The organism is Bacillus sp. NMCN1 (assembly GCF_002998085.1).
In the GTDB taxonomy this organism is placed as follows: domain Bacteria; phylum Bacillota; class Bacilli; order Bacillales; family Bacillaceae; genus Bacillus.
Genome location: NZ_PVQL01000001.1, coordinates 167925 through 190359, shown reverse-complemented (window position 1 = coordinate 190359; position 22435 = coordinate 167925). Strand labels below are relative to the sequence as shown.

The 22435-nt window shown below is 42.4% G+C and carries 20 protein-coding genes; 4 read left to right on the top strand and 16 right to left on the bottom strand.

What is annotated here, in order from left to right; translation table 11 throughout:
- From C6W21_RS01035 to C6W21_RS01010, 6 genes are read right to left on the bottom strand one after another with little or no spacing between them, the layout of a single operon-like run.
- Positions 1-1815: an IucA/IucC family protein gene (locus tag C6W21_RS01035; RefSeq protein ID WP_106048972.1), complete on the bottom strand. Its 1815-nt coding sequence runs from the start codon at positions 1813-1815 to the stop codon at positions 1-3.
- Between the two features lie 13 nt (positions 1816-1828).
- The gene (locus tag C6W21_RS01030; protein ID WP_106048971.1) at positions 1829-3178 is read right to left on the bottom strand and encodes a lysine N(6)-hydroxylase/L-ornithine N(5)-oxygenase family protein; all 1350 of its coding nucleotides are present in this window, start codon (positions 3176-3178) and stop codon (positions 1829-1831) included.
- The gene (locus tag C6W21_RS01025; RefSeq protein ID WP_106048970.1) at positions 3153-3707 is read right to left on the bottom strand and encodes a GNAT family N-acetyltransferase; all 555 of its coding nucleotides are present in this window, start codon (positions 3705-3707) and stop codon (positions 3153-3155) included. Before C6W21_RS01025 ends, C6W21_RS01030 begins: the two co-directional genes overlap by 26 nt.
- Positions 3704-5485, bottom strand: a complete 1782-nt coding sequence (locus C6W21_RS01020) for an IucA/IucC family protein (protein WP_106048969.1) — start codon at positions 5483-5485, stop codon at positions 3704-3706. The genes C6W21_RS01025 and C6W21_RS01020 overlap by 4 nt, the downstream gene beginning before the upstream one ends.
- Complete coding sequence (locus tag C6W21_RS01015) at positions 5482-6978, bottom strand: pyridoxal phosphate-dependent decarboxylase family protein (RefSeq protein WP_106048968.1); 1497 nt, start codon at positions 6976-6978, stop codon at positions 5482-5484. The genes C6W21_RS01020 and C6W21_RS01015 overlap by 4 nt, the downstream gene beginning before the upstream one ends.
- Positions 6965-8311, bottom strand: coding sequence for an aspartate aminotransferase family protein (locus tag C6W21_RS01010; protein WP_106048967.1), 1347 nt, complete (start codon positions 8309-8311; stop codon positions 6965-6967). Before C6W21_RS01010 ends, C6W21_RS01015 begins: the two co-directional genes overlap by 14 nt.
- 386 nt (positions 8312-8697) lie before the next feature.
- On the opposite strand from C6W21_RS01010, the gene C6W21_RS01005 reads away from it, so the two are divergent.
- On the top strand, positions 8698-9234 hold the full coding sequence (locus C6W21_RS01005) for a serine O-acetyltransferase (protein WP_106048966.1): 537 nt from the start codon (positions 8698-8700) through the stop codon (positions 9232-9234).
- Here the strand turns inward: C6W21_RS01005 and C6W21_RS01000 are convergent.
- The 3 genes from C6W21_RS01000 to C6W21_RS00990 form a co-directional block, all read right to left on the bottom strand.
- Positions 9229-9489: a hypothetical protein gene (locus C6W21_RS01000; protein ID WP_044139886.1), complete on the bottom strand. Its 261-nt coding sequence runs from the start codon at positions 9487-9489 to the stop codon at positions 9229-9231. The genes C6W21_RS01005 and C6W21_RS01000 overlap by 6 nt on opposite strands.
- A gap of 97 nt (positions 9490-9586) precedes the next feature.
- The gene (locus C6W21_RS00995) at positions 9587-10150 is read right to left on the bottom strand and encodes a GNAT family N-acetyltransferase (protein WP_106048965.1); all 564 of its coding nucleotides are present in this window, start codon (positions 10148-10150) and stop codon (positions 9587-9589) included.
- 14 nt (positions 10151-10164) lie between these two features.
- Positions 10165-11031, bottom strand: coding sequence for an AraC family transcriptional regulator (locus C6W21_RS00990; RefSeq protein WP_106048964.1), 867 nt, complete (start codon positions 11029-11031; stop codon positions 10165-10167).
- A gap of 113 nt (positions 11032-11144) precedes the next feature.
- Here C6W21_RS00990 and C6W21_RS00985 point away from each other — a divergent pair, with 113 nt between their 5' ends.
- Positions 11145-12521, top strand: a complete 1377-nt coding sequence (locus C6W21_RS00985; protein WP_106055881.1) for an MATE family efflux transporter — start codon at positions 11145-11147, stop codon at positions 12519-12521.
- 29 nt (positions 12522-12550) lie between these two features.
- Here C6W21_RS00985 and C6W21_RS00980 read toward each other — a convergent pair whose 3' ends face one another.
- The 4 genes from C6W21_RS00980 to asnB form a co-directional block, all read right to left on the bottom strand.
- Positions 12551-13390 carry a phytoene/squalene synthase family protein gene (locus tag C6W21_RS00980; protein WP_106055880.1) on the bottom strand — a complete coding sequence of 280 codons (840 nt, stop codon included), beginning with the start codon at positions 13388-13390 and terminating at the stop codon, positions 12551-12553.
- Positions 13383-14858: a phytoene desaturase family protein gene (locus C6W21_RS00975; protein WP_106055879.1), complete on the bottom strand. Its 1476-nt coding sequence runs from the start codon at positions 14856-14858 to the stop codon at positions 13383-13385. The genes C6W21_RS00980 and C6W21_RS00975 overlap by 8 nt, the downstream gene beginning before the upstream one ends.
- Positions 14855-16372: a phytoene desaturase family protein gene (locus C6W21_RS00970; RefSeq protein WP_106048961.1), complete on the bottom strand. Its 1518-nt coding sequence runs from the start codon at positions 16370-16372 to the stop codon at positions 14855-14857. The genes C6W21_RS00975 and C6W21_RS00970 overlap by 4 nt, the downstream gene beginning before the upstream one ends.
- A 147-nt stretch (positions 16373-16519) precedes the next feature.
- The gene (gene asnB / locus C6W21_RS00965) at positions 16520-18361 is read right to left on the bottom strand and encodes an asparagine synthase (glutamine-hydrolyzing) (RefSeq protein WP_106048960.1); all 1842 of its coding nucleotides are present in this window, start codon (positions 18359-18361) and stop codon (positions 16520-16522) included.
- Between the two features lie 155 nt (positions 18362-18516).
- Here asnB and C6W21_RS00960 point away from each other — a divergent pair, with 155 nt between their 5' ends.
- Complete coding sequence (locus C6W21_RS00960) at positions 18517-19044, top strand: DUF2777 family protein (protein ID WP_106048959.1); 528 nt, start codon at positions 18517-18519, stop codon at positions 19042-19044.
- A 38-nt stretch (positions 19045-19082) separates the two neighbouring features.
- Here C6W21_RS00960 and C6W21_RS00955 read toward each other — a convergent pair whose 3' ends face one another.
- From C6W21_RS00955 to C6W21_RS00945, 3 genes are all read right to left on the bottom strand, one after another.
- Entirely contained in the window at positions 19083-19451 is a 369-nt protein-coding gene (locus C6W21_RS00955) for a YisL family protein (RefSeq protein WP_034663442.1), read from the bottom strand.
- A gap of 92 nt (positions 19452-19543) precedes the next feature.
- Entirely contained in the window at positions 19544-20449 is a 906-nt protein-coding gene (locus C6W21_RS00950; RefSeq protein WP_106048958.1) for a fumarylacetoacetate hydrolase family protein, read from the bottom strand.
- A 126-nt stretch (positions 20450-20575) separates the two neighbouring features.
- Complete coding sequence (locus C6W21_RS00945; protein WP_106048957.1) at positions 20576-21100, bottom strand: CotG/ExsB N-terminal domain-containing protein; 525 nt, start codon at positions 21098-21100, stop codon at positions 20576-20578.
- 205 nt (positions 21101-21305) lie between these two features.
- Here C6W21_RS00945 and C6W21_RS00940 point away from each other — a divergent pair, with 205 nt between their 5' ends.
- Positions 21306-22400 (top strand): CotH kinase family protein, encoded by a 1095-nt coding sequence (locus C6W21_RS00940; protein WP_106048956.1) that lies wholly within the window; start codon positions 21306-21308, stop codon positions 22398-22400.
- The last annotated feature ends 35 nt before the right edge of the window (positions 22401-22435 follow it).

The window sequence follows — 22435 nt, the reverse complement described above, 5'->3', positions numbered from 1 at the left end:
TTACTTCTCACAGGCGGACGAAAGAACATGTGCGAGTGCATTTGTGACCTTCCCATGCTCTGACGCATGCGGGCGGTCATCCCCATCTCCGTACCCATAATCAATCATTCGATTACGATTTAAGCACAGCTTTGTCAGCTTCGGCTGGAATAAATCAAATAGTTCAAAACGGTCCTTTAGCTGTGGGAATTGCTTTTGATATTGCTGAATTTCTTCTGCAAGCAAGCGCCAGAGCACTGTTTCATCTAACAGCTGATGATTGTCTAACACATTTGATACGTAACGCAGGTTACAAATAAACAGTCCTGTAAAGATAAACTGCACTAACCCTTCCGGCGGCTCACTCCGCAGCACTTCTTTCAAATCTTCTCCTAGTGAAGCCAATTCAGGCAGCGGCTGATCACTAATATTCACATCATCAACGAAATCTTTGATCGCCAAACGATGCGGCTGATGATCTTTTAACACAAGAATCGTATTTTGCCCGTGTGGTGAAAAGACTGTGCCATATTGATACATAAAGTGCAGCAGCGGCGGCATCACGACATGGAAAAATTTCGCCATCCAATCTTTTGCTGAGAGACCTGATTTTTCAATCAGCTGTTTCACATATGGCTCACCTTCATGGTCCTCATAAGTGAGTGCCGCCAGTGTAACAGGGCTCTCTCCTTCATCTAAGTACGTGTAAATGCTTTCTCTAAAAATCACACCGAGCATCTCAAGATATTGATACGGCGCACCAGGCAGTTTGCTATAGTAAGGATGATCGACATTGATACTTGCATTCTCACCAGGTAAAATCACGCGGCAGACATCAGATAAAAATGAGTCTTGATCGGCAATCCCTTTAATATGTGCTGTAATGCGCGGAGCAATGACAGTCCGTTCTGATGGAAGTCCCCGGTACACGAGTGTATTTAAAATACTCATTGGCAGTTTAATATGATGCTTGCCTTTATTTGAGATGTTTGTAAAGGTTCTGATGGACTGCTGCGGGATATATTGATCCAGTCCCTCTCCTACATATACAATCCGGCGCAAGGCCAAATCTTCCGGGAAATGCTGAATAATCATATGTGTCCACTGCCACTTATGAACAGGCATCAAATAATAATCAGCTGCATTCAATCCTTCATCCTTTAACGCGCGGTGAAATTGGCGGATCGTGACTTCATCTAATTCTTTGGCGATCACCTGCTCATAATTTTCATGATCGACCGCATGGAATGTCGCAAGGTCCCTGTGAACAGCAATCCAAGACAGCTGCACACTTTCTTGCCTTTCCGGTGCATAGGCTAGGTAGTCATCGTAACTGAACCCAATGCGTCCTTTGTTATACACAATCCAAGGATGGCCTGTCATCTCTCCTTCAATCCACGCGTAATCTGTATCTGTCAGTTCATCCGCACGAAGTGCTTTTTTCGACAGCAAATGTACATCTGCTAACAGGGTATGATGAAGCTCTTTGATAAGATGGCCTGTTGTATCAGAAGACATTGGAATGAGTGGCTGAATGTCTAGTAAAAACACAATCGCACTGACATCCTTTGACCATTTCCCGTCTTGACAGCACTCGATTGATTCAGCAATTGTATCAAAACTATCAAACAAACGAGGTTTTGCGAGATAGCGATATTTCTTATGTTCGTGAATAATTAATTCATACTGAGCGATGCCATCCTTACGATCTAGCTGTACGGGATGAAGCATGTCCTCATACATGTATTCAGACAGCATTTTTGCCACCATTCGCTGGTTTGCCTTTTTCCAAGCAGCAGGATTCACCGCTTTTTTCAATTCATCTTGTACACTCATCGCTTCATCCTCCTTAACCTTTGATTTCTTCAAATGTGCTGACGTTCTTGTGTGTACCAAATGTCTGGAAGACGTGCTTTTCATAAAGTGGATACACAGTTTGACGAGCAAGTTCATTGATAATCACACTGTTTCGGTAAGCGCCAAGCCCTAAATCCGGAGCGCCAACCCCATGTGTATGAAGCTCTGCATTTTGCACAAAAATATCATTTTCACCCATTGTATTTGTTTTCAAGCGATATTCACGTTCGACTTGGAATCGTCCTTGATCGTCCCATTGAATGTGATGAGAAATTGGGTTGATAAACGGCGGCAGTACCGATTGATAGCCCGTCGCCAGCACGACAATATCGGTCTCATGTGTAAAGGAGTCCTCTTTGACCCATTGCATGCATGAAAGAGACAAGCCTTCCGCTGTTTCCTCAATCAAGTTGACCTCTGTCATCGCTTGAAGCACTGTGTTCAACTGCTCTCCGCAGGCAGAACGTTCGTAAAGCAAGTGATAAATATCACGGATCATTGCAGAGCTGATGCCCTTATACAGCAAGTCTTGCTGCTTTAACAACGCATCCTTTTTTGTTTGCGGAAGCTCATAAAAGAAATCAATATAATCTGGAGAGAAATATTCAAGACCCAGGTTTGAATATTCCATTGGAAAAAATCCTTTAGAGCGTGTGAACCAGTGAATATCCTTCGCCTCATCATCTGATAAAATATCATAAAACACTTCTGCCGCACTTTGGCCAGAGCCGATAACTGTCACAGATTTCCCTTTGAAACAGCCTTCTTTCTTTCGTTTTAAATAGTCAGCAGAGTGAAAAACTTTCTCTCCTAAAGCTGGCTGGAGCGATGCTGGTATCGCCGGCTGTGTACCAATTCCTAAGACGAGATGCTTACTTTCAAACACCTCTACCGTTTGGTCTTTCACATGACGAACATGCACTTCATATCGCTTTTCTCCTGCTTTCTCGATCAATGAGACAGATTCGACGTTCATGCCAAATCGGCAAGAGTCTAACTGGTCTGCGACCCAGCGGCAATAATGACTGTATTCCTTGCGCGGGATATGAAAATCCTCTAGAAAGTAAAATGAATACAAACGGTTTTGCTCCTGCAAATAGTTGAGAAAGCTATATTTACTTTTCACATCTGCCATGCTGACAAGGTCCGCTAAAAAAGGAACTTGCAGTGTCGTCCCTTCAATGAGCATCCCTGGGTGCCAATGAAAGGCTTCACTTCTTTCAAAAAACAAAGCGTCGATTTCATTTACCTCTTCAGATAATGCGGCAAGTCCCAGGTTAAACGGACCAATGCCGATTCCAATTACATCCACTACATTATTTCGCTTGTTGAACCGCGTCATGGTTATACTTCCTTTCGAATCGTTCTCGATCACAAAACATCAAAAGACCTGTTTTATCGGGTAAATTGACTGGTTTTACACGTTCAAAGCCGCATTTTTCAAATACATGGATCATTTTTTCATTGCGAATATCCGGCTCTGCGACGATTTTTTCTGTTCGTTTGTTCTGCTCAAATTGAAATGCTGTCATTGCCTGAAGCAGTGGAGCCGCAAATCCTTTTCCCACATAATCCGGCTCCCCTATTAATAGATGGATTCCTTGATCATGCGGAGAAGGCTGATAGTAGGATTCAATGACGTCACCTTTGACGTTGTATGCCTCAAAATAACTCATTGGCGTCCCATCAATTGTGCCTAAATAAAGGGTTTGATGTGGATCATGAATCGCCTGATAAAAATGCTTTTCAAAAGCATGAAACGGAATATTCAAATGCCAAAATGGGTGAACATACTCTTCTTGCATCCACTTGTGGACAAGCCGGACATCCCTTTCATATTCAGCGCGAATAAACCTAATACGATGCCTCATCCAATCAGCGCCTCCTTATGTAAAAAGAGCGGATTCAAGACAGCTGTGTAACGAGACTGTGTTTCCAGAGCTCCTGTCAGCTCATCCATATCTTCAAACCGTGTCAGCAAATTCGCTTTTGAAGGCAGTTCCTTTGAGCGGAGAAGGCTGTTTGTCAGTTCAGATGCCCCGTATGTTTCCTCATGAGCGAGCAATGTGTCTCTCACGAGTGCCAGCAAGTCTTCTTCCTTTGCCAGTCCTTCTGTGCCAAAGCCGTTAATGAGACCAAATAAATGATTAAAGAAGAAATAATAACGCAGTCTCTCAACGGCTACATCATCTGCACAAATAGTTTCACTTCTCACGCTCAAGTTTTGGACAAGTTTTGCGAGTTTATCCTTTTTCGATTCACTATAATAGTAGCCTTGGTTGTCACGATAATAGAAGGTGTCCGGGTAGCCAGCCTTCATTTGCACAACAGCATTTTGCTGATGGGCTTCCAGTGCAAGACCATATGTTTCAAACAGCCAGAGCATCGGTTCTAACGAAATGGTTAAATATTGCTTAAACCAATCTTGGCTCACAGCATTCGTTGATCGGCCTTCTGCGTCTGCAAGTTCATGAATGATCCCGGCTAATCGCGATTTTCCACCATACGCATGATCCTGACATAACCCAGCAATTAAGCTTGCCCCTTTTTCACGATACAAAAATGGATTTTGCCGAATGACTACTTCAAAGCCAGATTCCGCCTCTTCTCCTTGAATAGATAAATAGGCAGGATCTTCAATGACCCGGAATCCAGAGAATTTGTCGTATAAAGAAATGCCTAATTCTGTTTTTAAAATGCGAGACATCTCTACTCCGCGATCCAGTTCCTTTTGTTTATTGACGCGTAAGGAGTTTGTAATTTTCACAGGAACAGAGAATTTGAGCATGTAAGCAGAATCTTTTTGATAGACGGTTCTAAAGGATGAGGTCGCTGTGTATTCAGACCCCAGCGGTCCTAAATAAGTGAGTTTCCCTTCCTCTATATAACGCTGGACGAACGCTTTCTCCATGACCACTTTGACTTGCAGCGGGTGAATCGGAATGAGCACATATTCTCCGTTTTCTGTTAACGTATTCAGTCTCTCTGTTTCTTCTGGTACCTGGCGCATGAGCTCTTCTAGCATGAGGCTTGCCGCAGACTGTGCAATAGACGAATCTTGAAGCACAATCGAATGGTGCGCTTTAAAGTAATGAAGCTGGAAAGCCCCTTTCAGCTCAGGAGAATAGACCGCTTCTTCCTCCTCTGTCATCCCTTGTCTGCTTTTTGGAGTGGGATGCGTTAAATGTCCAAGAAGAAGTGACTGCTCAGCCTCGATATATTCAAAATCGGCTTCAGAAAGAGCTGCTCGATCACTTTCTCGCTCCTTTAAGAATCGTTCAATATTGCGGCAGCTTAAAATGATGCGAAGCATGAATTCATCCTCTGCATCTGTGCGGCCATATTCAATGAGAAGCTCCTTTGAACATAGAGCAACAAGTGTCGTGTAATCGACGATTGCGCCCTCTTGTTCACTGCCTTGCGGGCGAAAGCGAATCGGAAAATCAAAGAGATGGCGGCCAACAGATGAAAAATATCGGATCGGAATCACAAGCTCTAGATCTTGCTTTGCTAGTTTTGCGATGAATACAAGCGAGCCATCTGCTCTCTTCTCTTTTTTTGCAGATCGATCGATTCCTGTTTCGCGTAAAAAACAGTTTAAAAAGCTTTGCATGGTTGCATTTTCAGCCATTTGTTTATATTGACTCAACGTAGTACCCTCCCGGATTGAATATGAGCGATCCCGATATCAACGATGTCAGAAAGGATTTCCTCAATATGTGTGATTGTCGTTCTCGGATTTAACAAAGTGAATTTCAAGCATGTTTGGCCATCAACCACTGTTTTCGCAATGACAGCAGTTCCCGTTTTGAACAATGTCCGATGAATGATTTTATTGATGTCATCTGCTTGGTGCTCATCCTTAAATCGGAACACAATCGCATTGATTTCTGGCTCAGGATTGATGACTTCAAGGTGAGCATTTCTCTCAATAAGCGCGGCCACATCCTTCGCAAAATGAATGGTATGGTCAATGATGTCACCAAATCCTTCTTCTCCTATTAGACGAAGAGAGAGAAGTAATTTCAGAGCATCAAACCGGCGCGTCGTTTGGATAGATTTATTGACGAGATGTAGAATACCATCTAGTTCATCTTCCTTTGGATTAAGATAATCTGCATGATAATCGATCAAACCAAAATGTCTTTTATCCTTCAGCAAAAATGCCCCGCAGGATATCGGCTGATAAAATTGTTTATGAAAGTCGATCGTGATTGAATCAGCCAGCTCCATACCGTCTAATTTACTTCGGTAGGTTTCACTTAATACAAGTGCTCCGCCGTAGGCAGCATCTGCGTGAATCCACAGACCGTCTGGTTTGACGATGTCATACACATCTCGAACCGGATCAATACTTCCAAAATCAGTTGTCCCGCAAGTCGCTACTACCGCAAAAGGAAGCAGGTTCTGATCCTTTAACTCAACCATCTTCTTCTTCAAATCATTGAGGTCCATTCGGTGATGCTCATCCGTCTCGACCAGTACAACAGCCTGCTCCCCTAAACCGAGCTGGGATGCAGATTTTTTCACCGTAAAATGAGCATTTTTAGAGCAAAGAATTCTCATGCGGTGAGCTTCACTTGGTAAGCCTTTCTGCTGAACATTCCACTGCCATGTGTTTTCACAAAAGGCATCTCTTGCCAGAAGCAGCCCCATATAGTTAGATTGGGTTCCACCGCTTGTAAATGTCCCATCTGCTAGGCCGCCATAAGAAAACTTTGCACATAGCCACTTGAGGATTTCCTCCTCAACCAAAGAAGCAATACCGCTTTGATCGAAGGAATCCATTGATTGGTTAAAAGAACTCACCATCACCTCTGCGGCAAGTGCAGGAATGAGCGGAGGACAATGCAGATGTGCCAAGCATTTAGGATGCGATACATCAATCAAATGCGGCAAAAGATGTTCTTTTATATCTTGAAAGACAGATTCAATGGATTCTCCAGACGGTTGAAATCGGAATAACGATTCGACACTAGCCGCTAATTTCCCAGGCAATATTCCACTGTATGGTCCTGTGTCTTTTTGCCATTGATCCAGTAAACTGTCGATAGATGTATGAAGAGCCGCTTGGAAGGACTCTCTTCCAAGCTGGCTTTGATTCATAAATAATGAATCCACAGAAGCTTTAGTTGATGGCATCGTACACGGCCTCTTTAAAAATAGCGATGACTTTTTCAAGCTGTTCTTCTGTCATAATGAGTGGCGGCAGGAATCGAATGACACTTCCGAAGCGGCCTCCTGTCTCCACAATTAAGCCTTTATCGAAGCAATTCTTTTGAATAAGACTGGCCAGCTCTGGATTCGCTGGATAGCTTCCGTCCACATCCTGTTTCTCATTTGGATTGACTACTTCAACGCCAATCATTAAACCTCTTCCTCGAACATCACCGAGAGCAGGTACTTGTTTTTGGATGTCTTTTAGGTGAGCCTGCATACGATCTCCTAACCGTTCTACATGATCAAGCAGGTTGTTTTCTTTTATAAATTTAAGCGTAGCGGTTCCTGCAGCCATCGCCATTTGATTCCCTCTAAATGTCCCGATGTGTGCACCTGGATTCCATTGATCTAAATCTTTATCATAAATCACAACTGAAAGCGGCAGGCTTCCACCAATGGCTTTTGACAGCACAATAACGTCAGGTACAATTCCTGCATGTTCAAAGGCAAACATCTTACCTGTTCGGCCGATGCCTGATTGAACCTCATCAATAATGAGTGGAATCCCTTTTTCTTTTGTGATTCTTCTCATTTCCTTCATCCATTCAATTGATGCTGGAATGGAGCCTCCCTCGCCCTGGACTGCTTCAAAGATCATACCTGCTGGCGGAAGAATACCACTTTCAGGATCATTTAATACGCGCTCAATATACGAACTTGAAATGCGATGCGAATCCTTCCCTCCAATTCCAAATGGGCAGCGATATTCATATGGGTAAGGCATAAAATGAACATCAGGTATTAACCCTTGCACTCTTTCCTTTGGAGATAAATTCCCGCTTAATGACATCGTGCCATGTGTCGCACCGTGATACGCACCGTGGAATGAAAGAATGGAACGATTCCCTGTCGCTGTCTTGACTAATTTAATAGCTGCTTCTATGGCGTCACCACCAGTTGGCCCACAAAATTGAATTTTGGCTCTTTTTGCAAACTCTTCTGGTAAGTGTGAAAAAATTTCATTCACAAATTCTTCTTTAATTTCTGAGGTTATGTCCAGCGTATGCAACGGTCTTTTTTCATGAAGCATACGTTCAATAGCTTCTATAACAACTGGATGATTGTGACCAAGTGCAAGTGTTCCTGCGCCTGCCAGGCAGTCATAAAACTCTCTGCCATCCGCATCTGTCACGATCATACCCTCGGCTTTTTGCATGGCTAATGGGAACCGTCTCGGGTAAGACCTTGCATTCGATTCTCTTTGACTTTGCTGCTCTAAAAATTGCTGATTTTTAGAAACGGTTTTGATGGACATAATAAAACACTCCTCCAATTGATAAAGATTATCATTTTCATTTACTAGCCTAGAGGATGTGAGATATGAAAGTCAATTGTATTCAAAAAGATGATTCGAAAAGCATATGAATGCTATATTCTCTTTTTAGCGAGTATTTTCGTGTAATTTTTACAAACCTCTACTGCCATAAAGAGATAAAACGGATGAGAGGGAATGATGTAGAAAAAAATTACAAATCAATCTTCCTGGTTCTTTTGTTCTACTCATTACGAAACTCTTATTTTATATAGGAAACTGGATGAAAGTGATGTAGAAAAAGAAAGAAATAAACGCCTCTCTATATTGATATAAATGGTTATAATGGTATAATTTCTCTGAAACAAAAGGGAATGGAGAGGGATCTGATGATTTTAACGAAGCACGATCTTCACCACTACTTGGCGCAAGATAAGAAAGCATTAGCCATTAAGCGCAAAAGACCTAAGTGGTTTGGGGATGATATATGGAAATACCAAAGGATTTTACGCAAATATGAATACTATTCTAATAGCGGCGCTGCACTTCGCAAATGGTTTTATCGCTATTTACATAAAAAGAAAGGCATGCAGCTTGGCTTTGATATTCCGATTGGTGTCTTCGGCCCTGGCCTTAGAATCAATCATACGGGTCTCTTAATTGTGAACAAGCATGCAAAAATTGGGGCATTTTGTGATATTCATCAAGGGGTGAATATTGGTCAGAACCATCATGAAAAGGATGTGCCAACCATTGGGGATCATGTATGGGTTGGCCCGGGTGCTAAGCTGTTTGGGGACATTTATATTGCAAATCATATTTCCATCGGAGCAAACGCTGTTGTAAACCGTTCTTTTCACGAGGAGAAGATTGTTATTGCAGGTGTGCCTGCGCAAAAGGTAAAAGAAAAAAGCCCTTCTTCATGAAGGACCTACCTGATAAAAAAGAATGATACCGATCAAAACAGAGATGAGCAGCATGAGATAAAACAAGATTGTTAAAATGAGAATTGTCCAACCAAGTCCCTTCCTCTCTGTCTTGATCAAATAAATACCGAGAACGATGGTACTAAATAGGACGCCTAAAATAGCCCACAGCCATTTGTCTTTATCATGCTTTGGCGCATCAAACCATAAATAGATGGCAACAGCAAGTGAAACGAATAAACCCGTTATTCTCACGTTCAAACTCCTCCTTATGTAAAATGCTTGTTCTCTATTATGCGTTTTAGCCCCCCTTCTTCTTCAACTTACGATCCTTTTGTCCTAAAATGATTCATCATTGTTCAGTGGTATGACGCGGAAGGCTTTGCCATTCTTCTCTCAGCATCCCATAGCGCATCGAATCATAATATTCTCCTTGATAGTAACGGACCTTTCGCAGTCTCCCCTCAAGGACAAATCCGCATTTTTCTGCGCACCGCATCATCTGTTCATTTCCCGACCATGTGGTAAGACCAATTCGAGGGATATCAATATGGGCAAATAACTCATCAGTCCATAGACTTAACGCCTTTGTCCCAACGCCACCGCTCCAAAAGCGCGAGTCATAAATGAGAATGCCGCATTCAAGCCACCGTGTACGTTCATTCTCCCAATAATATGACACGGTGCCTTTGATTTCACCGTCTATTTCAATGCCATATAGCTTTGGCGGAAAGGATGTGTCCTGTAAGTATCGTTTTTTAAATGCAGCAAGCGGGATTTCGTGTTCATGAAAATATGGGGCATTCCACTTTCGATAGGACTGGTCTGGTGCTTTGAACCTTAAATGCCATACCACCTCTAAATCAGCTTCGTTTAATGCTTGTATACTCACAAGCTTTTCCTTTTCCCTTTTCATCTGTTCACGTTCCTTTACTTTGTCGTTCTTTTTGCGAGATGACGGTACTCGATAGGTGTCATGCCTTCGTTTTGCCGAAACAGCTTAGAAAAATAAGTAGGATCATCAATGCCTACGTGATCAGCAATAGCTGCAATTTTATCATTCGTTGAGGCAAGCATGCTTTTAGCTTTTTCGACCTTGAGACGATTGATATATTGGTTTGGCGTCAGTCCATAGACAGTCTGCATGCACCTTGTCATGTAATCAGGATGATAGTGCAGCTTCTCTGCAAGCTCCTCCATTTGCAATTTCTTCATAAAGTGACGCTCAAGATAATGAACCACTTCTAAGGCGACATTCTCCTTTGCACTTGGAATATGAAATGCTTCTTTTTGTAAATGAATGAGCATTTCCTCAAACTGAAGCTGCTTTTTCAGCGGCAGTTCAGACGCGTCATCATTTAGTGCCCGCATCTGTGCAAGATGCTTTTCTAATACATTCCTTCCTTTCACTTTTCCTATACGGGGCAGGCTAAATTCATATGTTGCCGGCTTTTCAAAAGTGGCTTGATTTTGTTTCATATCAAACCAGTGTTCTCTCGGCCGATTCGTCAGCTCATATGGATCAATTGAGAAATGCAACCACTCATAGTGAGTTTCTTCTTCGCATGGCAGGTGTCCGCCATGAGACAAGCCAGGTGAGAGAATGATATATTCTCCTTCTTTTACGTGATGAGCCTCTCTGTCTTCTGTGATCCATAGTTCCCCCTTTGTGACATAGAGAAGATCAAACACGGTGAAGGTTCTAGAGATATGTCTTTCTCCTTGATGAAATACCCCTTTGCCTGAAGCAATATAAACCGGGAACGGCGGTACAGTAAATGTAATAAATCGATTCATATGCATCCCCTTATGAAGTCGGATTTCTCCAATAAGTTTCGGTTTCATCTCTTCTTATTATAGTCGATGCAAGGTACACTATAAAACGGATTTATACGAAAGGAGGCTTATTGATGAAACCTCAAGCACTGCCAATTCAAAAGGTTCAAGCCGAGGATAAGAAAACCCATCCTTCATTATTTGCATTAACTTGGCCTATTTTTATTGAAATCTCTTTATATATGCTCATGGGAAGCGCGGATACCCTCATGCTCAGCCAATATTCCGATAATAGTGTTGCCGCAGTTGGTGTAAGCAACCAGCTCCTGAATTTATTGATTGTCATGTTCAGTTTCATTACAACTGGAACGACGATTGTGATTGCGCAGCTTTTAGGAGCAAGCCGCAGGCAGGAAGCGACTCAAGTCGCCTATGTCTCACTAGGAACAAACTTCTTGATTAGCTTTGTCATTAGTCTTCTCATGTTTGTATCAGCTGTTCCAATTTTACATCTGATGGGCCTATCAAGTGAGCTCATGCCGGATGCGTCGGTATTTTTACAAATTGTCGGGCTGCTTTCTTTTATTCAAGCGCTCATTATGACATATAGTGCTATTTTAAAAAGCTACGGATATACAAGAGATACGATGTATGTCACCATCGGAATGAACTTGCTAAACGTTGCCGGTAACTATCTGGTCATTTTCGGTCCGTTTGGCTTCCCTGTATTAGGTGTGATGGGGGTCGCTTTTTCTACCTCACTTGCTCGGTTGATCGGATTAATGGCAATGATCCTCATTGTACGCCGCCGAATTGGATTACGCTTTTCACTGAAGAAGATGTTTCACATCCAGCGGACACATTTAAAAAAGCTGCTGAAAATCGGGATTCCTTCTGCTGGAGAGCAGCTTTCTTATAACGGCTCTCAAATGATCATTACACTGTTTATTACATTTATGGGGACGCAGGCATTAGCAGCAAAGGTCTATACTCAAAATGTCATGATGTTCATTATGTTGTTTGGTGCAGCCATTAGCCAAGGGACACAAATTTTAATCGGGCGCCATATTGGGGCGAAGGAATTCGATGCTGCCTATCACAGATGCATGAAAAGCTTATACTGGGCCATTGGCATCTCCCTTCTTTCTTCCACTGCTTTATCTTTATCATCGACTCATTTGCTTGCTTTCTTTACTAGCAACAGCGAGATCATTCAAACAGCCACCACACTCCTCCTTTTGACAATTATTTTGGAACCGGGCCGTTCTTTTAATATGGTCATTATCAATTCCTTGCGGGCTGCTGGTGACGCGAAGTTTCCAGTGTATATGGCGATGATCTCAATGTGGGGCATTGGGCTTCCGATCGCTTACTTGTTAGGCATTCAGCTTGAGATGGGTCTCATTGGAGTTTGGATTTCTTTTATCGTGGATGAATGGGTAAGAGGCATCTTTATGTATAGGCGGTGGCGTTCAAGGGTATGGACAGAGTATCGCTTTTCTTCCACATAAAAAGGACTGCGGGTGCAGTCCTTCCTTTTTTACGTAATATCTTCTAAAATAAGTTCTTTTTCCTGCTTTGAAATAAATGATCGCTGTGTAAACACGCGGTATTCATTTTCTCTTGTTTTATCTAAAATGGCTTTATAAAAGTGAGCAGCTGCTTTCACTGATATACGTGAATAAAGCGGGAATTCATGAAGATGGTCAAAAAACTCCTCGTAGTATGCCTCTGCCTCAAAGGCAATGTACTCCCATACGTGCTGAAATGCTTGATTGACAATGCCTTCTTGCAATTCTTGCTCTGTATATCCGAATTGATCCATGACTTGCTTTGGCAAATAAATGCGGTCTCTTTCAGCCTTATCCTCGCCAATGTCACGAAGGATGTTGGTCAGCTGCATGCCAATACCTAATGAAATGGCTGCTTCTTTCAGCTGTTCTTTTTTACGCGGTGCAATAATGGGAAGCAGCATAAGCCCAACGGTACTAGCAACATGGTAGGAATAGATGAGCAGTTCATCTAACGTTTCATACCGGTGCTGCTCTAAATCCATCTCTTGACCTTGGAGCAAGTCACGGAACGGGGCTTCATCCATACGAAACTCTTGAAATGTATGTTCTAGCGACACCCACATCGGATCATTCCGATCTATCTCACCATGTAAAAATCGATCAAACGTCTCTCGAAAGGATGCAAGCTCCTCTTTTGGCGAGGGGGACTCATCTACAATATCATCTGCTCTCCGGCAAAAGGAATACACGGCCCAGACGGCCTGTCTTTTCTTTTTAGGCAGCATGGAAAAGGCACGGTAAAACGTTTTAGAATGGGTTTGAATTGTCTCCTCACATAATTTCAATGCTGTTTGTACATCAACCACTTAGCTTCACTTCCTTTCTGTCATTCAAATCTTTTAACAGCACAGAAGCCATCAGCTTCGCACTTTGCATCACGATCGGCACTCCGCCCCCAGGATGGATGGAAGCACCTACTGCATAAAGATTGCCCGTCTCAGCTACCTTCACTTGCGGGCGGAAGACACCTGATTGAAACAAGTTAGGCGCAAGTCCAAAGCTGCCACCTTCAAACAATCCTTCTCGCCAGGAATCATTTGGTGTTCTGATTTTTTTCCAGACAATCGACTCTCGCAATCTTGGTAAGCCTCTTTTCTCAAGACGATCCACCATTTTCTCTACAAAATCTGTCTCCTCTTCCCAGTTGATATGATCTCCTGAGGGAACGGGAATCAGCATATATAAAACACTACAGCCTTCCGGGGCAAGAGATGGATCAATAATCGATGGATTAAATGTATAAAACGACGGATCTTGAGGGATCGTCTTCGTTTGAAAAACCTCTTTCATATGCTGATCAAAGTGTTCTCCCATAAAAAATTGGTGAACAGGCGCATCATGGTACACCTTGTTTAACCCGAGATACACCATCACACAGCCAGAAGAGGGCACGTATTTACGCCGATCTTGTTCGTCTAAACCAAGCTGTTTTAACGCAGCTGGATAATCTCCGTTGATGACAAATGCATCAGCTGCTATATGGTTGTCACTGACTCTTGCTGTAACCACGCGCTTCCCCTCAAACTCTAGCTCCGTGACTTCTTCATTTTTTCTTACATGCACACCCATTTTCATGAGCTGCCTCTCCAATATATCTACTAAGCTCGCATAGCCGCCTTTTAAATAGTAGATTCCATGTGCGTGCTCGCTATATGAAACAAGTGAATAAATAGCAGATGCTTCATACGGATTCCCTCCGACATAGAGGGTTTGAAGTGCATATGCATCTCGCAGGCGTTCGTCTGAGAAATACTTTTTCAGAGCACTTTGAACCGTTCGATACGCCTTTAATTTCATTAAAATCTTCATGTTTGCTTTTGTAAAAAATGTACGTTTTTCATGAAATGATTTCTCTAGAAAGGCTTGCTGTCCTTCTTGAAAACGGTCCGTCATTTCTTCCATAAACCTTAGAAACCCTTGATCTTCCTTTGGAAAAACACGTCTGATTTCCTCTAGCTGACGAAATGCATCAGAGTATTTCGTGTAGGAGGTTCCATCTTGATATTGAATCGTATACAGCGGATCAAGCTGCAAAAGATAAAGAGATGCTTCGTCAATTCCAACCTCGTGTAAAATACCTTTTAACATATCAGGAAGTAGGACAATGGTCGGACCTTCATCTACTTTATATCCTTTCTCACTTACAAAAGCAAGTCTTCCGCCAAGTCGTTCATTTTTTTCGACAAGCGTAACATCATGTCCAGCTTTTTTTAAATAAAGCGCTGAAATCATCCCGCCAATACCGCCACCTGCAATCAATATATGTTTTTTCATGAGGCGCTCCCCTTTTCTTGATGCGGCAATGTTTTATGCGTATGTTTCTCTTTTGAAAGAATCGCATTTGTCGTGATACGTGCTGATTCTAAAATGGTCGGCAGCCCGCTTCCTGGGTGCGTTCCTCCTCCTACGAGCCAGCAGTGATCCAACTCATCAAATTCATTGTGAGGCCTTAGGACCATCATCTGCGTCAGCTGGTGGCCAAGGTTAAATGTAGCTCCTTCGTATACGTAAAGGTCTTCCTCCCATTGCTTCGGTGTGATCATCCGCTCGACTTCTATATGCTGTCTCACATGTTTAAAACCAGTTTTTCGCTCAAGTGTGTCCAGCACAAGTTCTCTAAATTCATCTTGATGCGCTTCCCAGTCAATACCGCTTTGATTGTTGGCAACAGGAGCCAGCACATAAAGAGCTGACTTCCCTTTTGGCGCAAGTGAGTCATCTGTGACGCTTGCATTCTGAATATAAATAGATGGATCATCTGGCAGTTCATACGTTTTCGTTATGCCTTTGACAAATTGAGCATAATCATCGGAAAATACGATGGTATGATGCGGCTCCTCATACATGGTATCTAATCCTAAATAAAGCATAAAGGTGGAGCATGAGAATTTTTTCTTTTTTAATTTTTTCTCGCTATATTTCTTTAAGAGTCCTGGCTCTACAAGCCTTGTCATCACATGTGCAAAGTCTCCATTTACGACAATCTCATCTGCCTGTACTTCTTCCCCAGATTCTAAGCGAATTCCTTTTACTTTCCTGCCATCTGTCAGCAGTTTTTCGACGCCGGCTGACAGATGAAGCGTCGCTCCAGCTTCAACCGCCGCTTTTGCCATCGCTTCTGACAGCTGATTGACCCCTCCCTTCGGATGGAAAACACCCGTGTCATGTTCCATAAACGAAAGAATGGAAAACGCACCAGGGCACTCCCACGGTGACATGCCTAAATACTTTGATTGAAATGTAAACGCATATTTCACTGATTCATTTGAGAAATAATCTGACAGCACATCATATAAACTCTTATTCAATGAAAGCTGGGGAAGTGCTTTGAGCACCTTTGGACGCAAATAATGATGAAAACGATCCATTTTACTTTGTAAAATAGGTGTAAGCCGATCCATTTTGCGCTTTGTATCGTTCATAAAACGTAAATACCCTTCGCCCTCACCAGGTGCAAAGGCTTCTAACCGTCTGTACATTTCATCACGATCTCGAATCATATCTAGCTGATCGTCTTGAAAAATTAATCTATACATTTCTTTTAATTCAATCACATCAATATAGTCATAAAGATTTTTACCAGCAAAGGTGAACAGCTCCTCTGCAATATGAATCATGCTGAGAAAGGTAGGACCCGTATCAAACGTGAAATCCCCAAGTTGAAACTTAGAGTTACGTCCGCCAACAAAGGGCTGTTTTTCGTATACATGAACATCATGTCCTTTGCTTTGAAGCATCATAGCTGCCGCAAGTCCCCCTGGTCCTGCTCCGATCACAACGATTTTCATTATCCTTTTTCCTCCAAATTAATTCACTTTAAGTTAATTATACAAATTAGAAAGATTAGATCAACTTTTGATGTGCTCTATTCGTCTCATGTTATGTATCAAAAAAGCCGGCTTCCCTTCAACAAATGTAAGAAAGCCGACCCTTTATTACGCTTCTATATCAATTCGATACGTTTCAAACCAATGATGAATCTGCGCCAGATGAGCGATTAACTGCGGGCCCTTCATAAGCTGGCCATACCAAGGCACTTGAAAGGAAGCCCCTTCCGTTTCAATCAGCTGCTTTAATTGATGTGGATCTAGAAATTCGTGAAGTACAGAATCTTTTTGCGCAAGGCAATCTGTTAACATCTCTTTCACAGCCTGGGTATAGGCTGGATGATGTGTTTTCGGGTAAGGACTCTTCTTGCGATAAAGCACTTCATTCGGTAAAATTCCCTCTAATGCTTTTCGTAAAACCCCTTTTTCACGATTTCCATGCATTTTCATTTCCCAAGGAATATTCCACACATATTCAACAAGCCTATGGTCTGCAAATGGCACACGTACCTCAAGACTTGCCCCCATACTCATTCGGTCTTTTCGATCAAGCAATGTTGTCATAAACCAGATCATATTTAAGTAAAATAGTTCTCTCCGGGCTTTATCCACTCCAGTTTCTCCATCTAAAAGAGGCGTTTCAGCCACGGTTTCTTCATATTTGCTTTGTGCATATTCCTTAAGTGACAGCTTCTTTTGCCACGAGTCTTGCAAAAGCTGCGTTCTGGCTTCCGTCGATCTCATCCAAGGAAAACCATTCGTTTCATTTGCCATATGGAACCAAGGATAGCCTCCAAAGATTTCATCCGCACATTCACCTGACAAACCGACAACAAAGTCCTTTTTAATTTCTCGGCAGAACCAAAGCAAGGAAGAATCAATATCTGCCATACCCGGTAAGTCTCGGACCTCAACCGCTTCCTTCAAATAAGCAGCCAGCTCCTTTTGTCCAATGACGCAGCTGTGATGATTCGTTTGAAACGCCTTGGTCATGCGGTCAATCCATGGGCCGTCAGCATTCGGCTGGAATTGACTTGCTTCAAAGAATTGATCATTTCCTTCGTAGTCAACAGAATACGTATGAAGCGGTGCTTTCCCTATTTTCTCAAAGTGCTTAGCGGCGATGGCGGTAATGGCACTCGAATCGACACCACCCGATAAAAATGTACAAACAGGCACATCAGAGACGAGCTGCCTTGTGACGGCATCTGTAAAGAGATGCTTGACGTGCTGTGCGGTGTCATCAAGTGAGTCCGTATGCGCCTTGCTTTTGACATTCCAGTATCTCCACACACGCAGTCCGTCTTTTGAAAAGGTCAAGGCATGTGCAGGTCTTAGCTCTTTTACCCCTTTAAACACTCCTTGCCCTGGTGTTCTAGACGGTCCTAAACCAAAGATTTCCGATAATCCCTCATGATCGACTTTTGCTTTCATATCAGGGTGAGCAAGAAGCGCTTTGATTTCCGAACCAAATAAAAAGGAATGATGACGTTCTGTATAGAAAAATGGCTTGACGCCAAGCCGGTCTCTCCCTGCAAATAATAATTCACGCTCACTATCCCAGATCACAAATGCAAAAATACCATTAAAATGGGTCACACACTCTTCCTTCCATTCTGTGTAGGCGTGAAGAAGTACCTCTGTATCAGAATGCCCAAGAAAGCGGTGGCCCCTTTTTAACAATTCTTTTCTTATATCCTCAGTGTTATAGAGTTCTCCATTGTATACAACGGTATAAGCATGGTTTTGATGTGTATATGTCATCGGCTGCTTTCCGCCTTCTACATCTACAACCGCTAACCTTTTATGCCCAAATAGAACGTGCTCACTTTTCCACGTATTTGTATCGTCTGGCCCTCTTTTAGATAATGTATCTGTCATTTGATTGATTACATGATCCTGTTGGATGAGCTGCTTTTTAAAGTCTGCCCAGCCTGTTATTCCACACATCATCATCAGCTCCCATCCGTTTTTCCTCAAGTGTTCTCATTCAGCCTTTCTTAGTTTATGCATCGTCTCCTTGATAGTTGATTTGTCCTTTTATCTCGGGCGTATAGGACAAGGATGATTTGGTAAGAAAAGAAAGAGGAAAGGAGCTTTTGCAAATGGAAAAACGAATGAAGCAGCTTGAACGCTGCACCCGAAGATGGTGTAACGGGTATTTACTAATTGAAAACGGGCATTGCCTTATTGAAGATGAAGAAGGAGAAGTCATGCTGCCAGAAAGTCTTCAAAGCACGATGATCTGTTTGAAGGAAAATGGCAGGTGGACAAAAGGGGAACTGATCGGGTCCATGATACTCCATGAAAATGGGCAGCTGTTAGACGTACAAGGCGGTGAAGTGATTCAATATACGGCATCACTTGCGAAAGGATGGCTTGACCTATTGATGTTCGTCCCTGAAAACGTCTTTTATGAAATCATTGCACAGGTAGAGCAGCTTGGTTTTTCCGTCTACGATTGTGTTTTCTCCTCCTTTCATTCTTTTGAGCGAGTTTCTTTCTTTCAGTTTTCGACAGATACACAATCACTTGCCCTTCAATGTCACCACGACTCCTCCGCAGGTCAAATTCGTTTTGAATGGACCACTTCTGATGGTCACCGGTCGATTTCGCAGTTTGATGGCATATAAAAAGGACACTGCTTCGTATAAGCAATGTCCTTTTTATATTAAAAGATATGGAAACCGATCGGCAGACGTAAACCGAGAAGAATGGTCACAATCGCAAATACGATAAAACCAATCAATACACCAGTGACCGATTTTCCTTTTTTCTTGCGTACAAGAACCATTTCCATGAAGCCGATCACAAGGATACCGAGAATCATTTTACCGATATACTCGCCACCGAAACCTGGAATCTTCATTCCTGTGCGAACATACAGCTCTACGCCTGTGGCGATAATGATCAAGTACAATAGTCTGACAATCATGTGCACAATTTTAGCACCTTTGTCGTTTTTACCTGCTAGAGCAAAGGCCACGAAGAATAAAATAATTCCTAGCACCCATGCTGTAATATGTAAATGCGTTCCCATCTGTTGTTTCCCCCTTTATCAGAACAATTACCTTCTCATCGTACCACGAAATAAGTCGAACACAAAGCGACAATCCTGTGTCATCGCGCACTTTATTTGACGCGATTCGATAGCGTCCCAATCGGTTCAATCGTGATGTCAATTCGATCCCCTGAAGCTAAGAACTTAGGCGGTTCAAAGCCTTTGCCAACCCCAGAAGGTGTTCCTGTTGCAATGATGTCACCAGCTTCTAGTGTCATCCCTTTTGAAAGAGTAGACACAATGTTCTCGATGGAGAAAATCATTAATTCTGTACTTGCAGACTGGCGAATCTCTCCGTTTACCTTTGTTTCCAAATGGAGCGCACCATGATCCTCGACCACTGACTTATGCACAATATAAGGTCCTATCGGGCAGGTTGTATCTAAGCTTTTACCTATGAAAAATTGTTTGTGTTTTTTTTGCAAATCTCTTGCCGTTACGTCATTTAAAATGGTGTAACCGAATAGATAATCGCGGACCTCTTCAGGTGCAATATTCTTCCCTGATTTGCCCATCACGATCGCAAGCTCCCCTTCATAATCCAGTTCACTGGTCACATCTTCATGAAGGAGAATATCCGCTTCATGTCCAACGACTGAAGTAGGTGCCTTTGTAAAGATCATCACATCTTTAGGAATATCCGCTGCACTTCCCATCTCCATGACATGATCTTGATAATTCTTTCCAACACACATGATGTTTTTAGCTGGCTTTGGAATCGGCGCATGGAGTTTCACGTCCGAAAACGGATATACATAAGAACCGCGGTCTTCTTCTTTTTTCTCAGCCCAGTCAAGGAGCTGTTTGACATGCTCAACAAACTTGTCCCCCATATTGATACATTCAACTAAAGAGTTTGGCAGTGTCTCAAGCTCGAATAATTTGGCTTCTGCCTTTTTGACGTCCATGACCCATTCATCATCAATGACTACCCCAATAAACATCCTGCTATGTATCTCACCTGTAAAAAACTTCATGTCTTCCCCTCACAATCTTCATTTCGCTAAGTGATGATGTCTCATTTTATTTCTCTATGAAATAAAAAAAACCCTTTTTTATCATACTCTCTTTTAAAAAGGGTTTCAAAAATGATGACCTGATGTTTAGCGGTAGCGGCGATACTCCCACATGTTCCCTTGATCCCATTTGCGATCAACATTTCCTCTGCTGCGGTAATGATGCTTTTTCTTTCCACATCTTTTGCAAGAGCGGCTGCGTTTATGGTGATGAGATTTTTTAGATCGATGGCTGCGATGTGACTTGCGGCAGCTTTTCTTATGATGGGATCTGTGTTTGCTGCGGCATGATTTTTTCGGTTCACTCTTTTTACTTCTGCAAGATTTCTTGCTTTTGCACGACTTTTTACTTTTGCATGGTTTCTCACTTTTCACGCTTTTCTTTGAACAGCGGCTTTTTTTCGAACGATAGCTCTTATAGCTTTTTTTACTGCGGTGTGATTTACGGCATCCGCCTCCACCAAAGAACCAATGACGGCGATTTGAATGGCGAGAACGTGCTGACTTGTGCGACCGTCTCGATTCTGGTTCACGATCTAAGTGATGATCACGTCCTTCACTTCGAAGTGAATCCACTGCATGTTCAATATGTGAATGATCAAATGTGCTCACGAACGATTCCCCTCCCAGTCTATACTTTGACAAAACAAACAGATCAAGCTGTTTATCTTCTCTGCTTTATGTTACGAGACTTGGTAGACAAGTGTTCTTGGCGGATGCCCCTTTCTTTTAAAACTCCATGAATACCTAACAAATGGGTACAGGACATTCCTTCATTTTCATATCGTAAAGAAGAGCATAGGAGGAGGATGAACGCATGACCACAGAACCTTTAAAGCAAATGGATATTTGGATTCATCCAAAGGACCTGATTGAATTAAGAAAAGACATATGGAACGACGAACCTGTTGAGGCCATTTTGAAAACCGGACAGATCAAATCACATATTTATGCTTCATACCGCGGGTCTCACATTAGAAAGCTGAAAAAAAAGTCCTATCAAATGGAATATCGTAAGCCAAAGCAAAGACAAGGCGAATCTATCTTTCATTTAAATGCAGAGTACAATGACCCTTCGTTTATCCGAAACAGGCTGTCCTTTTATTTCTTCGAGCAGATAGGGGTGCTAAGCCCTGCTGCGTCTCATGTGTTTCTCACTATAAACGGAAGAAAAGAAGGCATTTATTTAAAAATAGAATCCGTCGATGAGCACTTTTTTCAGAAAAGGCAGCTTTCAGGAGGCGGCATTTATTATGCAGTCGATGACGATGCCAACTTCTCCCTTTTGAGTTCGTTTGATAAAAAGCCAAAAAAACACCTTCTCCTCGGGTACGAGAAAAAAATGGGGACTTCTCAACATGACCAGCAGCTGAGTGAATTTATTTACTTTCTCAACACAGCGAAAGATGACATATTTGCAGAAAAAATTGAGCAATACCTAGATGTAACACAGTATTTCCGCTGGCTCATTGGTGTCGTGTGCACACAAAACTTTGACGGCTTTGTCCATAACTACGCTCTTTATGTGAATGAACAAGGAAAATTTCAAGTACTTCCTTGGGACTATGATGCGACATGGGGCCGTGACATTCATGGAGAAGAAATGGCATTTGATTATATTCCAGTAAACGGCTTTAATACTTTAACTGCTAGGTTACTAGATATTCCTTCATTTAAGAGAGCCTATTACACGCTTTTTCAGCATGTACTCAATACACATTTTTTAGAAGACCGGCTTTGTCCAATCATCGAAAAATGGCATGCCTCTATCGAGAACCGAATTGAAGATGATCCTTATACGAGAGATCGAAAAGACATCCTACAATCAGAACGAGAGATCATCCGGCAGTATATCAACAAAAGACGACGTTATTTACAGGCTGAAATAAGAAAAGAGACATATGACACGTAAGGAAGCTTTCGAATTTTGTCACTTTATTACTCATA